Source organism: Streptomyces sp. NBC_01476 (assembly GCF_036227265.1).
Lineage (GTDB): Bacteria > Actinomycetota > Actinomycetes > Streptomycetales > Streptomycetaceae > Actinacidiphila.
On the sequence record NZ_CP109446.1, the window covers coordinates 2,985,001 to 2,999,076 of the forward strand.

General features: G+C 72.6%; 11 protein-coding genes (1 of these 11 only partly in view). 1 reads left to right on the forward strand and 10 read right to left on the reverse strand.

Going from position 1 to position 14,076, the window contains the following annotated elements; genetic code table 11:
- From OG552_RS13305 to OG552_RS13340, 8 genes are all read right to left on the reverse strand, one after another.
- A protein-coding gene (locus tag OG552_RS13305) for a hypothetical protein (RefSeq protein WP_329132512.1) crosses the window boundary here: on the reverse strand, window positions 1-262 show its 5' end (the start). 353 nt of this gene lie to the left of the window's left edge; only the first 262 of its 615 coding nucleotides appear in the window; the start codon lies at window positions 260-262; its stop codon lies beyond the left edge, outside the window.
- 90 nt (window positions 263-352) lie between these two features.
- Window positions 353-1,804 carry an adenosylhomocysteinase gene (gene ahcY, locus OG552_RS13310; protein ID WP_329132514.1) on the reverse strand — a complete coding sequence of 484 codons (1,452 nt, stop codon included), beginning with the start codon at window positions 1,802-1,804 and terminating at the stop codon, window positions 353-355.
- Between the two features lie 235 nt (window positions 1,805-2,039).
- Window positions 2,040-2,999, reverse strand: coding sequence for a cation diffusion facilitator family transporter (locus OG552_RS13315; RefSeq protein ID WP_329132518.1), 960 nt, complete (start codon window positions 2,997-2,999; stop codon window positions 2,040-2,042).
- Between the two features lie 96 nt (window positions 3,000-3,095).
- Entirely contained in the window at window positions 3,096-4,295 is a 1,200-nt protein-coding gene (gene manA / locus OG552_RS13320; RefSeq protein ID WP_329132520.1) for a mannose-6-phosphate isomerase, class I, read from the reverse strand.
- Window positions 4,296-4,300: 5 nt separating this feature from the next.
- The gene (locus tag OG552_RS13325; RefSeq protein ID WP_329132521.1) at window positions 4,301-5,440 is read right to left on the reverse strand and encodes an SIS domain-containing protein; all 1,140 of its coding nucleotides are present in this window, start codon (window positions 5,438-5,440) and stop codon (window positions 4,301-4,303) included.
- Between the two features lie 55 nt (window positions 5,441-5,495).
- On the reverse strand, window positions 5,496-5,675 hold the full coding sequence (locus OG552_RS13330; RefSeq protein ID WP_329132523.1) for a Trm112 family protein: 180 nt from the start codon (window positions 5,673-5,675) through the stop codon (window positions 5,496-5,498).
- A gap of 236 nt (window positions 5,676-5,911) precedes the next feature.
- Complete coding sequence (locus OG552_RS13335; protein WP_329132525.1) at window positions 5,912-7,270, reverse strand: phosphomannomutase/phosphoglucomutase; 1,359 nt, start codon at window positions 7,268-7,270, stop codon at window positions 5,912-5,914.
- 169 nt (window positions 7,271-7,439) lie between these two features.
- Window positions 7,440-7,904, reverse strand: coding sequence for a DUF3499 domain-containing protein (locus OG552_RS13340; protein ID WP_329140792.1), 465 nt, complete (start codon window positions 7,902-7,904; stop codon window positions 7,440-7,442).
- A 241-nt stretch (window positions 7,905-8,145) separates the two neighbouring features.
- On the opposite strand from OG552_RS13340, the gene OG552_RS13345 reads away from it, so the two are divergent.
- Window positions 8,146-8,598 (forward strand): metallopeptidase family protein, encoded by a 453-nt coding sequence (locus OG552_RS13345; RefSeq protein ID WP_329132527.1) that lies wholly within the window; start codon window positions 8,146-8,148, stop codon window positions 8,596-8,598.
- 158 nt (window positions 8,599-8,756) lie between these two features.
- On the opposite strand, the gene OG552_RS13350 is transcribed toward OG552_RS13345, so the two are convergent.
- Window positions 8,757-10,214 (reverse strand): DUF5719 family protein, encoded by a 1,458-nt coding sequence (locus OG552_RS13350; protein WP_329132529.1) that lies wholly within the window; start codon window positions 10,212-10,214, stop codon window positions 8,757-8,759.
- Entirely contained in the window at window positions 10,211-14,071 is a 3,861-nt protein-coding gene (locus OG552_RS13355) for a glycosyltransferase family 2 protein (protein WP_329132531.1), read from the reverse strand. Before OG552_RS13355 ends, OG552_RS13350 begins: the two co-directional genes overlap by 4 nt.
- Between the last annotated feature and the right edge of the window lie 5 nt (window positions 14,072-14,076).

Here is a 14,076-nt window from a genome sequence, read left to right on the forward strand (position 1 = left end):
CGCCCGTCGGATCGGTGCGGACCCAGGTGACGCCGTCGAGTGCGGCCGCGCGGACCTGCCAGGCGTGGGCGTGCAATTCAAGGCGGATGGGTCTGCCGAGGTCGTCGATGGTGAGGTCGACCGAGCCCGCGTGACCACCGGATGGAGTCGTGGTCTGCGCGGTGTAGCGCCAGCCGGAGGGACCGGTGGCGCAGTGGAAGTGTTCTGCACCGAGGGGGGTGTGGTCGTGGGTGTCGTGGAACGAGTAGCGGCCGCGGGGCATCGTGTGGTCTCAGGATTCGGCGAGGCCCCCGCCTCGCGGGCGAGACGGGGGCCGGTGCGCGGTGGGTCGTTACGCGGGTGGCTGCGTGGATCAGTAGCGGTAGTGGTCCGACTTGTACGGGCCTTCCACCTTCACACCGATGTACGCGGCCTGCTCCGGGCGCAGCGTGGTGAGCTTGACGCCCAGCGCGTCCAGGTGGAGGCGGGCGACCTTCTCGTCCAGGTGCTTGGGGAGCACGTAGACGCCGATCGGGTACTCCTCGGGCTTGGTGAACAGCTCGATCTGGGCCAGCGTCTGGTCCGTGAAGGAGTTGGACATCACGAAGGAGGGGTGACCGGTCGCGTTGCCGAGGTTCAGCAGGCGGCCCTCGGAGAGCACGATGAGGGTCTTGCCGTCGGGGAAGGTCCAGGTGTGGACCTGCGGCTTGACCTCGTCCTTGACGATGCCCGGGATCTTGGCGAGGCCGGCCATGTCGATCTCGTTGTCGAAGTGGCCGATGTTGCCGACGATCGCCTGGTGCTTCATCCGGGCCATGTCGGAGGCCATGATGATGTCGCGGTTGCCGGTGGTGGTGACAAAGATGTCAGCCGTCTCCACCACGTCGTCCAGGGTGGCGACCTGGAAGCCGTCCATGGCGGCCTGCAGCGCGCAGATCGGGTCGATCTCGGTGATGATGACCCGGGCGCCCTGGCCGCGGAGGGACTCGGCGCAGCCCTTGCCGACGTCGCCGTAGCCGCAGATGACCGCGACCTTGCCGCCGATGAGGACGTCGGTGGCACGGTTGATGCCGTCGACGAGGGAGTGCCGGCAGCCGTACTTGTTGTCGAACTTCGACTTGGTGACCGCGTCGTTCACGTTGATCGCCGGGAAGAGCAGGCTGCCGTCCTGCTGCATCTCGTAGAGGCGGTGGACACCGGTGGTGGTCTCCTCGGTGACACCGCGGATCTCGGAGGCGAGCTGTGTCCACTTCTGCGGGTTCTCGCCGAGGGTGCGGCGCAGCAGGGCGAGGACGTAGCCGTACTCCTCGGCGTCGTCGGGGGACGAGGCAGGCACGGATCCGGCCTTCTCGAACTCGACGCCCTTGTGCAGCAGGAGGGTGGCGTCGCCGCCGTCGTCCAGGATCATGTTCGGGCCGCCGGTGGGGGTGTTCGGCCAGGTCAGAGCCTGTTCCGTACACCACCAGTACTCTTCGAGGGTTTCGCCCTTCCAGGCGAAGACCGGGATGCCCTGAGGGTCCTCGGGGGTGCCGTTCGGGCCGACGGCGATGGCCGCCGCGGCGTGGTCCTGGGTGGAGAAGATGTTGCAGGAGGCCCAGCGGACGTCGGCTCCGAGAGCAGCGAGGGTCTCGATCAGCACGGCGGTCTGCACGGTCATGTGCAGCGAGCCGGTGATCCGGGCGCCGGCCAGCGGCTGGCTGGCGCCGTACTCCTCACGGAGGGACATCAGGCCGGGCATCTCGTGCTCGGCGAGGGTGATCTCCTTGCGGCCGAAAGCGGCCAGGGAGAGGTCCGCGACTTTGAAGTCGGCGGTAGTGGTGGACATGCGGTCTGCTCCTCGCGGTTGAGGTCGAGGTGGAAAGGGATACGGCGCGGCCGACGGACGGCTTGGGGTGCGACGTCCTGCGAGCACACCCGTCCCCTTGCGGCAGCGCAATCCGTCGGAGGCCCTCTCTCCCTCGGCCGGTCAGCAATGAGTGACCGCCCGACCGCCATCAGCAGCGACGTCTGGCTAAGGACGAATCTACACCGGTCCGTGGGTTGGCCCCAGTGGGCCCGGCTCAGCGGCCGCCGGGTGTCTGCGCGGGATCGGGGCCCGCCGAGGCCGCGGCCTCGTTGTAGATGTCGGGTTCGAGGTAGATGACGCGGGCGAAGGGTTCCGCCGCCCGGATGCGTTCCTCGGCCGCGTCGATGGCCTGGGCGACCTGGCCGGCGGTGTCATCGTGCTGGACGGCGATCTTGGCGGCGACCAGCAGTTCCTCGGGGCCGAGGTGGAGGGTCCGCATGTGGATGACGGCGGTGACGGTGTCCCCGTCGACGATGGCCGAGCGGATCCGGGCGGCGGATTCGGGGTTGGCGCCCTCGCCGATCAGCAGCGACTTGGTCTCGGCGGCCAGTACGAGGGCGATGACGATGAGGAGAGCGCCGATGCAGAGGGTGCCGATGCCGTCCCAGATGCCGTCGTCGGTGGCCAGCGCGATACCGACGCCGGCCAGTGCGAGCACCAGGCCGATGAGGGCGCCGAAGTCCTCCAGCAGCACGATCGGGAGTTCGGGGGCCTTGGCCCGGCGGATGAAGCTGATCCAGGACAGGGTGCCGCGGGTGTGGTTGGACTCCTTGACGGCCGTGCGGAAGGAGGAGCCCTCGGCGATGATCGCGAAGATGAGCACACCAACCGGCCAGTACCAGTGCTCGACCGCGTGCGGGTGGCGGACCTTCTCGTAGCCCTCGTAGAGCGCGAACATGCCGCCGACGGAGAAGAGGACGATCGAGACGAGGAAGGCGTAGACGTACCGTTCCCTGCCGTAGCCGAAGGGGTGTTCCTCGTTGGCGGCGCGCTTGGCCTTCTTGCCGCCGATCAGCAGCAGGGCCTGGTTGCCGGAGTCCGCGAGGGAGTGGACGCCCTCGGCGAGCATCGACGAGGAGCCGCTGAACGCGAATGCCACGAATTTGGCCGCGGCGATGGCGAGGTTCGCGCTCAACGCCGCGATGATCGCCCTGGTTCCGCCTGACGCGCTCATAGCTGCTGGATGTCCCTTCCGTCGGCCGGGCATGTCGCCACGCCTGGTCGGGCGTCGCGGTCGGACATTCTTGCAGCCCTCGCGGGTTCCGGGGTGTCAGGCCGCCACGGTGGCACGGAAGACGGTGGCTTCGCCGCTCAGTTCGGTGCGTTCGCCGGCCGGGATGAAGGCGGATTCGCCGCGGGTGAGGGTGAGGGTGGCGGTGGCGGTGCGCAGCAGTGCCTCGCCGCTGGTGCAGAGGAGGATCTGCGGGGTGCCCTGGTCGAGCGGGTGGGCGTCGGCGCCGGGTGCGAGGACATAGCGGGAGAGGCGGAATTCGTCGATGGGGGCGGCGTAGAGCTCTTCGCCGTCGGGGGCGGCTTCGGGGCGCAGGACCCCGGGGTCGCCGGCCTCGAAGCGGACGATGCGCAGGAGTTCGGGTACGTCGACGTGCTTGGGGGTGAGGCCGCAGCGCAGGACGTTGTCGGAGTTGGCCATGATCTCGACGCCGAGACCTTCGAGGTAGGCGTGCGGGACGCCTGCGCCGAGGAAGAGGGCTTCGCCGGGCTGGAGGCGGACGTAGTTGAGGAGCATCGCCGCGATGACGCCCGCGTCGCCGGGGTAACTGTGGGCGATCTTGGCGTAGGCGGCGTAGTCGGCGGCGTGCGGGGTGCCCGGGATCGCGGCGAGGCGGGTGGCCGCTTCGGTGGCGGTGTGCACGGTGGCGGCCATCTCGTCGCGGTCGGCGCCGAGCACCGCGGCGAGGACTTCGCGCAGGGCCTGGTCCTCGGGTCGGGCGCGCAGGATGTCGACGTAGGGGGCGAGGGTGCCGACGCCGAGGGCCTCGATCAGGTCGGCGGCTTCGGTGGGGCGCCGGAAGCCGCACAGGCCGTCGAACGGGGAGAGCGCCACCAGCATTTCGGGCTTGTGGTTGGCGTCCTTGTAGTTGCGGTACGGGGCGTCGATCGGGATGCCGCGGGCTTCCTCGTCGGCGAAGCCGGCCTTGGCCTGGGCGAGGTCGGGGTGGACCTGGAGGGACAGGGGGGCGCCGGCTGCGAGCACCTTGAGGAGGAAGGGCAGCCGGGGGCCGAACCGCTTCACGGTGGCCTCGCCGAGTTCGGCGGCGGGGTCGGCGTCGATGACCGCGTCGAGCGGGACGGGCCCGTCGCCGCGGTCGACGCGGGAGGGTGCGCCGGGGTGGGCGCCCATCCACAGTTCGGCCTGGGGCTCGCCGGTGGGCTCGGTGCCGAGCAGTTCCGGGATGGCGGTGGTGGAGCCCCAGGCGTACGGGCGGATGGTGTTGAGAAGGCGGTTCATGCCGGTCATGGTCTCTCGGTCGATGCGACGGCCAGGTAAACGGCGGCGAAATCCGTCAGGGCGAGGAGTTCGGCGGCCGTGTCGAGCGGGGTCTCGGCGGTGGCGGAGATCTCGCTGAGCGGGGTGTCGTTGGCGTATGCCTGTTCGCGCACGGCGGGGGCGGCGGAGCCCGGCTGGTCGGGGGCTTCCTGGAGGAGCACGATGCGCAGCCGGAGAGTGTCGGGTTCGTCCACGCGGTCGCGGAAGAAGTCGTCGCTGTCGCCGGCGGTCACCCGGGCCCCGGACAGCAGGGGGCCGTGGACGGTGAGTGCGGCGGGCAGTTCGGCGCTGAGCGCGGGCCTGCGGGCGCGGCCGGCCAGTACGGCGGCGAAGCGGCGGGCGCCGGCTGCGGCGATGCGGCCCTGTCCCCACAGCAGGGGCAGCGAGCCGTCGAGTTCCGCGGCGAGGGTCTTGGCGGGGTTGGTGTAGGTGGCGACGGCGGATCCGCAGCGGGTGGCGACGGCGTCGAGGGTGTCGGCGACGGTGTGCAGCGCGGACGGGGGTGCGTTGAGCACACCGATGCGGTCGGTGAGTGCGAGCAGCGGGGTGACCAGTGCCCAGAAGGCGCCGGGGTCGGGGCTCGCGCCGTCCGGGGTGCCGGAGTTGCCGCCGTTGCCGTCGAGGCTTGCGAAGGGCAGCGCCAAGCCGCGGACCTGCGCGACGGCTTCGGCCAGCGGGGCCTTGGGCGGGGTGACCGCGGCGGCGGTGCAGCCGCGCCGGTAGGCCTGCTCGACCAGGTCCGTCAGACCCTGTTCGGTGCCCTCGGTGCTGAGCAGGAGCAGCAGGTCGAGGGAGCCGGCCCAGCCGGGCAGCGTCCAGCGGGACTGCTGCGGGGTGGGCCCGGTGGGGTGGAGCAGTTGGACCGGGCAGCTGCCGGTGCTGAGCGCGGAGAGCAGGTCGGCGACCGCGGCGGTTTCCGGGCCGGTGCCGGCCACGAGGACCGCGCGCGGCTGGCCGTCGGGGCGCAGCTCGGTGACGCCGGCCTCCTCGGCGAGCCGCAGGGCGGTGCGTACCCGGGCGCCGGCGGCGGCCGTTCCGCGCAGCAGCCCGTGGACGTCGGCGCGTTCGAGTGCGTCGGGGTCCTCTAGCAGCGACTCGTCGAACAACGCGACCTCCCGGTCGGATCCGGCTGTGATGCGGTGGGCGGGTTGGACTGCGGGGTCAGGACGGGCGGCGGGCCTCGTCCACCAGCAGGACCGGGATCTCGTCGCGTACCGGGTAGGCCAGGCCGCAGGTGGCGGAGGTGCACACGAGTTCGTTGGCGGCGGCGTCCTCGCGCAGCGGTGCGTGGCAGGCCGGGCAGGCGAGAATCTCCAGCAGGCTGGGTTCGACGAGCGGCATGGGCGGTGTCCTCCGGACGGTGGGCGGCCGGGCGGGCCGGCGTCGGGCATCGGCGGCCCGGGGCCGGTCGGCGGTGACCGGTCGGGGCGCGGCCGGCGAGTCGCCCGCTGTGCCCGCGGGACCAGCGGCCTGCTCGCCGTACGTGAAGCCTATCGCCGTGCCCGCGCCGGTTACGATCCCCGGCGCTGAGGGCCGGGCACCGGGCGGGCAGGCGACGGAACGGCGGGCCGGGCCGGCTAGGCCCGGACGATCGCCAGCACCTGGTCACGCAGGCGGACGACCGTCGCCGCGTCGCGGGCCTCGACGTTCAGCCGGAGCAGCGGCTCGGTGTTGGAGGCGCGCAGGTTGAACCACCAGTCGGTGGCGGTGACGGTGAGGCCGTCGAGCTCGTCGAAGGTGACGCCGGGCCGGCCGTCGAAGGCGGCACGGACCGCGGCCGTGCGGCCGGCCTGGTCGGCGACGGTGCTGTTGATCTCACCGGAGGCGGCGTACCGGTCGTACTCGGCGACCAGTGCGGACACCGGGCCGTCCTGGGCACCGAGGGCGGCCAGCAGGTGGAGGGCGGCGAGCATGCCGGTGTCGGCGTTCCAGAAGTCGCGGAAGTAGTAGTGCGCGGAGTGCTCGCCGCCGAAGACGGCGCCGGAGGCGGCCATCTCCTGCTTGATGAAGGAGTGCCCGACCCGGGTGCGTACCGCGACACCGCCGTGCTCGGCGATCACCTCGGGCACCGACCAGGACGTGATCAGGTTGTGGATGATGGCGGCGCCGGGGTGCTTGGCCAGTTCCCGGGCGGCGACCAGGGCGGTGACGGCCGACGGGGAGACGGGTTCGCCGCGCTCGTCCACCGCGAAACACCGGTCGGCGTCGCCGTCGAAGGCGAGTCCGAGGTCGGCGCCGGTCTCGCGGACCTTCGCCTGGAGGTCCACGAGGTTCTTGGGGTCGAGCGGGTTGGCCTCGTGGTTGGGGAAGGTGCCGTCCAGTTCGAAGTACATCGGGACGAGATCGACGGGCAGGCCGGCCAGGACGGTGGGGACGGTGTGGCCGCCCATGCCGTTGCCCGCGTCCACCACGACCTTCAGCGGGCGGATGGCGGACAGGTCGACGAGGGAGCGCAGGTAGTCGGCGTAGTCGCCGAGGACGTCCCGCGCGCCGATGGTGCCGGGGGCGGCGGTCGCGGCAGGTACGCCGGTCTCGGACCACTTCTCGGCGAGCGACCGGATGTCGGCCAGTCCGGTGTCCTGGCCGATGGGGGCGGCGCCCGCCCGGCACATCTTGATGCCGTTGTAGCGGGCCGGGTTGTGGCTGGCGGTGAACATCGCACCGGGCAGGCCGAGCCGGCCGCTGGCGAAGTAGAGCTCGTCGGTCGAGCAGAGGCCGATCTCGGTGACGTCCGCGCCACGGGAGGCGGCACCGCGGGCGAAGGCCCGCGAGAGCGCGGGAGAGGAGGGCCGCATGTCGTGGCCGACGACGATGGCACCGGCCTCGGTGACCGTGGCGAAGGCGGCGCCGAAGATCTCGGCGAGCGGCTCGTCCCACTGGTCGGGGACGACGCCTCGCACGTCGTACGCCTTGACGATCGGCGACAAATCGGTCACAGCACACCTCTGTCGAACGTCGGACATCGAGAAAACGGGACACGGGGACACGGGGACAGCAGAACAACGGGACAACGGGAATCCGCGCGGCCGGGACTGTCCTGGCGACGCCGGAAGGAGCCGGCCGGCCGGAAACCCCGGCACAACCTACCGAACCGAGGTGACGGGGTTACGACTCCGGGGACCGCAGGACCCGCAGGTGCCCGCGCCGAGCCACCTCCAGCGGGTCGATCTCGCGCGCTCCGGCGCCCCGCCCCGGCGGCCTGGCGGCCTCCCGCACGGCGTTGGCGAGGGCTTCGAGGTCGTCGCCGCTGGGCCCCACCGGGCCGTTGTCCGTGGCCAGCCGTACGACCTCCCAGCCGCGAGGGGCGGTGAGCCGCTCGGAGTGCTCGGAGCAAAGGTCGTAGCAGTGGGGCTCGGCATAGGTGGCGAGGGGGCCGAGAACGGCCGTGGAGTCCGCGTAGACGTACGTCAGCGTCGCGACGGCGGGACGGCCGCAGGCGGTGCGCGAACAGCGACGTACAGGGCTCACGAGGTTGGACGGTACCGCACTCTTGAACGGGCCGCGACGACTCTCCGCGGACTCACTCTGTCGTGTCGCCGGGTACCCCGTGGAACCGCGATTTCCGGCCAGCCCGCGCTGACCTGCAGGGACGCCGGGTCCCAGCACTGGTGTACCTACGGTAATGCTCTGGGCACCGCTTGACCGGCCGTCCGGTTCGGTCGACAGGTGGCGCATATCCGTCACTTCCGTGGCTTGATGCGGTCCGATTGCGGTGCGCGGTACGCCCCCGGTCGGGTGTCGTTCGCTCTTCCGGCGACAAGAGCAGGATCTATTGCTGTACGGATCCGCTGCGAGGACTAGGCTCACGATGATGGACAGCTCGGCTTCCACCCCTCCGATCCCTCCAGCGCCACGACCGCGTCACCGCGACCGCCACGGGCGCGGGATGCGCGGACCCATCGCGCCCCCGCAGGTGCCCTTGGCGCTCAGCCGGGCCGACGCCTTCGACGACCTGGTACGGGACGCCGCCGACCGTCTTGAGCGGCGCTGGCCGCAGCTGGCCGATGTGGAATTCGCCGTCCAGGAAGTGCCGTGGCCGCAGGACGGGCTGGCCACCGAGGGCGATCCGGTGCCCCTGGGACGCCTGATCAGCGCCGCCAAGGACCGGCCGAGCCGGATCGTGGTCTACCGCCGGCCGGTGGAGATCCGCGCCAAGAGCCGCGACGAGCGGGCGCTGCTGGTGCACGAGATCGTGGTGGAGCAGGTGGCGGAGCTGCTGGGGCTCTCACCGGAGAACGTGGACCCCAAGTACGGCGAGGACTGAGAACCGGCGCGGGTGGGGCCCAGCAGAGGCCCGGCCCGGTCCGGCCCGCTGAACGGACCGCCTCCTCCGGGCACCGGGTGCCCCGAGGAGGAGGTTTTCGCGTCCTGGCTGAGCGTCCTGAGCGCCCTGCCCTCAGGACGCTTGGCGTCCTGAGGCCCTCAGTGGTCGAGAACCCCCAGGTCAGGGACCGCCTGCGGCACCGACACCGTGCTGTGGTCGTCCGGCATCGGCTGGATGGTGAACATCTGCACCCCGTCCAGCGGCAGCGCAAGAGTGCGCGAGGCGTAGAGCTGACCGCCGGAGACCCGCTCGACGGTGACCGCGTAGGTGCCCTTGAGGCCGGCCGGCTGCGGCGGTGTGACGGCCGAGGTGGTGCCCGCCTTGACAGTGACCACCTTGCTCGCCGGAGTACCGCCGCCCGAGCCGGCCGAAGAGGTGACCCGCACGGTGGTGTCCTGGCCGATCGCGGTGAGCGAGAGCGTCGACCCCTTGGCGCGGTTGTCCGCGGCACTGGCCCGGGTGTCGATCCGCGAGACCGCGGGAAGGAAGGCGATCTCCTGCTTGTCGCCCTTGCCGCGGGTGACGCGCAGTCCGGCGACGACCGGCACCGGTGTGTGCGCGGCACTCGACCCGATGATCAGTGAGGCGGGGTCGCCCTTGGTGACGTCCCCGAGGTCAGCCGAGGCCGTCATGCCGCTCTTCACGTGGAGGGTCTCGTGTCCGGCCGGGGTGATCGTGCCGGTCGAGGTGGCCAGCTTCAAGGTGAGGTCGGCGTCGTCGGAGCCGCTCGCGTAGACCTCCAGCCGCACATCGGTCGCGTCCGCGGGGATCCCGGGCAGGACGAGGCTGGTGGCGGGTTCTGCGGCCGGCGCCATCCAGTCCGCGCCCGCCTTGGTGTCGGTGACCTGCAGCAGCGCGCCGACCCGGCCGCTGCGCGCGACCACGTGCGCGGTGAGGTCGGCCGTCTTCTGGGGCACCACGGTGGAGAGCAGCACCGGCTTGGAGGTTCCGCCCGCGACCGTGATGCCGTCGCCGGATGACGCCTTGAGCAGGCCGTCCTTGCCGTAGAGGTCGATGTCCACGACGGCAGGCGTCGGGTCGGGGTTGACCAGTTCCACGTAGTCCTGACGGTTGGCCTCGGTGCTCGCGCCGGGGAACCAGAACTCGGTGTCGGGCACCGCGCAGGAGGCACCGAGCAGGCCGCGGCCGTCACCGCTGTCCACGACCGTGGTCTGCTGGACGGTCCAGCCGGGTGCCAGCGCGCCGTCGGCGGTGCCGATCAGCGCGGGCGCGTCCGACTTCTCGGTGGAGGTGGTGGCGGGCTTGCCCGCCTGCGTCTGCGGCAGCAGCGGCTTCGCCTTGGGGGTGATCGGCATGAGCTTGGCGCTGCCGTCGGCCTGCCCCGTGCCCTTGGGCGTGAACGAGGTGTACTGGGTGGTCGCGAACTCCGAGGAGGACGGTTCCGGGCACAGCAGGCTGCTGCGCTGCACCGGCAGCCGGGCGGCGGAGGCCGCGGGCGCGGCGTCCGAGGAGTCGCCGCTGTTCATGGTGGCCGCGCCGGTCAGGACGGCGAGCACCACGACGGCGCCGGCCAGGGAGAGTGCGTTGCGGTTCACTGCTGGTTGCTCCCGTCGCGGCGGGGGTCGCCTTCTGGGTAGTAGACGCCGGGTTCGGGGTACGCGGCGGGATCGGCGTACCCCTGGTCGTCGCCGTAGGGCGCGCCGTCGGCATAGCCCTGCTGCTGGTCGGCGTAGCCCTGGCCGTAGCCCTGCTGCTGACCGCCGTAGCCGCCCTGGTCGTCGGGGACGGGCGCGCCGTAGGGGTCGTAGCCGGGCTGGGGCGGGACGTAGCCGTACTCCTGCTGCTGGTCGTAGCCGGGCTGCTGCTCGTACGTACCGGGCGCCGCCGGGTACTGGCCGCTGTCCCACTGCTGCTGACCGGTGTCGGCGCCCTGGGTGTAGCCGGCGTCCTGGTAGCCCTGCTCCTGGTAGCCGTAGGCGCCGTCGGTGCCGACCGGGACCGCGTAGGGGTCGTAGCCGCCCTCGGCGGTCTCGTAGGCGGTCTCCTCGTACGGCTCCTGCTCGGCGTCGTGTGACGGGGCGTCAGGGGCGCCGGCAGCGTCCGCGGTGTCCGCGGCGTCGGATGCGCCCTCTGCCTCGGCGGCGGCCTGGAGGCGGCGGGCCCTGCGGCCCTCGCCGGCCGCCTGGGCCGGGATCTCCGCGGTGAGCGGGCCGGAGCCGGACGTGGTGGCGCCGTCGGGCTCGGGCAGGTCGTCGTCGATCTCGCGGCGCCGGCCGGGCAGCGCCAGGACGATCACCACCAGCAGCAGGAAGCCCTGGACGCCGAGCCAGCCGATGTGAGTGACCGGCTCCTCGAAGGTGACGTCCAGCCGGCCCGCGTCGGAGGGAAGGTCGAAGCCCTGTGCCCAGCCGTCGACGGTGGTCGGGGTGAGCGCCTTGCCGTCCAGGGTGGCGTGCCAGCCGGGGGCGGCGGAGTCGGCCAGCCGCAGGACGCGTCCCGAGGGGCCGGCGGGCACCTTGGTGTGGGCCTCGACGCGCCCGGCGGCGACGGCGACCGGCTGGGCGTCCTTGCTGGTGATGGAGATCCGGGAGACCTCGCTGTTGACCCGCCACAGTTCGGTGCCGCCGGTCTGGCTGACCCGGGACAGGCCCGGGGTGCTGTCCAGCACGCGCCCGAAGGTGCGCGGGGCGCCCTTCTGCGCGAGGACGTACCGGATCGCGTATCCGGCCAGCCGGCTGCCCTGGTCGGCGCCCGAGCCTGCCACCAGGTTGGCCACGACGCTGTCCAGGGCGCGGTCGCGGGTCGCCTCGGCGGCGAGTTCCGCGTCGCCGATCCGCACACCGGAGCCGCGGACCAGGCTGTACGAGACGCGACCGGGCGTCCCGCTGATCACCAGGGTGCGGGGCTGGTCGCCCGAAGTGCTCTCCTCCGCGACGAAGGCGGGCACCTGCTCGGGGTCGGTGCGCTTGATGGGACCGTTCGCGCCGTCGGCCACCCAGGTGAAGGCGGCGAGCAGCGGCGCGGCGACGGCGGCGATGGCGACCAGTCCTGCGACGGGCTGCCGCCAGCCGAAGCCGCTGGCCGCGATCCGCTCGTTGGCGCCTTCCGCGCCGATGGCGGCGGCGGCCAGCAGGGCGATGCCGTAGACGAGGGTGGCCGGTCCTGCCCAGTCCTTGCCGTTCTCCACGACGGCGAAGAGCAGGCCGGTCGCGGCGGCGGCCCAGGCGGCGACGATGGCGGTCCTGCGGGTGTCGCGCATCAGGGCGGCGAGCGCCGCCAGCACCACGCCTATGAGCAGGAATCCGCCGGACGCCTTGGGGCCGCCGGGGCTGAGCAGCAGCAGGTCGACGCCGGAGGCGGAGCCGGTGCCGTACGGCAGGCCGGCCTCGTTCATCAGCCGGCCCGGGTGGCTGAGCAGGGTCAGTGACCACGGGGCGAGGAGCACGATCGGGGTGATGAGCACCGTCGCGGAGCGCAGCAGGTGCGGGAGGAGCAACTGGCCGTGCCCGGTCGCCAGCCGCCAGCCGAGTGCGATCGCGGCGAGGAGGAGGGCGATCGGCCAGGTGACCGGGGTGAAGGCGGTGGTGAAGGTCAGCATCAGGGCCAGCGCCCAGGCGGCGCGCCAGCTCGGCCGGGCGCCGCGCTCGATGGCGCCGTCGCTGAGCTGGAGTCCGGCGGTGGAGACCGCGGCACGGGCCATCAGCGGCAACAGGATGGCCAGCACGGCTGTGCCGAGGCGGCCGGCCGCGAGCGCGCCGGTGACGGCGGGCAGGAAGGCGTAGGCAACCGACGCCCAGGCGCGCAGCAGGCGGGATTCCACCAGCGGCCGGGAGGCGAAGTAGGCGGCGATGCCGGCCAGCGGCACCGAGGCGACCAGAAAGAGCGTCAGGGTCAGGCCGGTGGAGCCGAACAGCACGGTGGAGAAGAGCGCGAGGACCGCGATGTACGGCGGGGCGGACTGGGTGCCGCCGGTGCCGAGCGGGTGCCAGGAGCCGGTGAAGGCGGCCCACAGGTCGGAGGCGCCGGGGTCGGCGGGCAGCAGTGCTCCGCCGGCCAGTGCGCCGCCGCCGAGCAGGGCGCGGCAGGCGGCGAGCGAGAAGACCAGCAGGACCGCGAAGAGGACCGGGCCGGGCTTGCGGGCGATCCGCTTGAGCCGGGCGAACTGCTCGACCTCCAGGAAGTCGCCGTCCTCGTCGCCGGGTCCTGACTCGACCGCTCCGCCGTGGCGTCCGGCGGCCGCGGAGGCGGCGTCGGCGCGGCCGGAGAGGTTGCTGACCACCTGGTCGACGGTGGCGCGGACGGTGGCACCGGGCGGCGGGAAGAGCGGGCGCAGTTCGGAGGGGGGTACCTCGCCCCGGCCGCGGCGGCGGCGGGCGGCGAGCACCCGGCCGGGGCGCAGCAGTACGCCCATCAGGCCGACGATCTCGTCGACGGCCTGGCCGGGGACCTTGCCCACGAGGTAGGCGAGGGTACGCAGCACGGTGCCGACAGCTATCCGCACCGCCACATAGGGCAGCAGCGGGCCGCGGGTGTTGGCGAGCAGCGTGTAGACCGCGCCGGCCTTGTCGACGCGGTGCGGGTTGACCGCCGAGCGGCCGGCGCAGTCGACGGGCCGGCGCTCGCGGGAAGCTGCCTCGGCGTGCCAGAGCACGGCGTCGGGGGCGACCAGGACGGTGTGGCCGGCCGCCTGGGCCCGCCAGCAGAAGTCCACGTCGTCGCGCATCAGGGGCAGCCTGCGGTCGAAGCCGCCCAGTTCCTCCCAGACGTCGCGGCGCACCAGCATGCCCGCGGAGGACACCGACAGCACCGGGCGCACCTGGTCGTGCTGGCCCTGGTCCTGCTCGCGGCGCTCCAGGCCGGTCCAGCGGCGACCGCTGCGGGCGATGCTGACGCCGACTTCGAGCAGTTGCCTGCGGTCGTACCAGCTGCGGAGTTTGGGACCGATGATCGCGGCGGATGGCGACGAGTCGGCGGCGCGCAGCAGCGCGGCGAGCGCCCCGGGGTCGGGCTCGCAGTCGTCGTGCAGCAGCCACAGCCACTGGACGGGTTCGCCGAACGGCTGCTGCGGCTCGTCGTAGACGTCGTCGTTCCAGGTGCGGGTGGCCGGGTCCCAGCCGCTGCGGCGCTCCAGGTACGGCAGTTCCGCCGCGGTGAGCGGGGCGGCGCTGCGCACGGCCTCGTCGACCGCGGCACCGAAGCCGGTACGGCGGGCCAGGTGCAGGACCCGCTGGTCGCCGAGGGATTCGGCGAGCAGCCGGGCGGAGTCGTCGGCGCTGCCGGTGTCGGCAGCGATGACGTCCTGCACCGGGCGGTCCTGGACGAGCAGCCCGGAGAGGGCTTTGGGCAGCCAGCGCGCGCCGTCGTGCGCTACCAGCACGGCGGTGACGACATGGCGCGGGAACTCAGGGGTGCCGGCCGGATGAGCGGCCGGTGCTGGGCTGTTCACGGACATCGAGG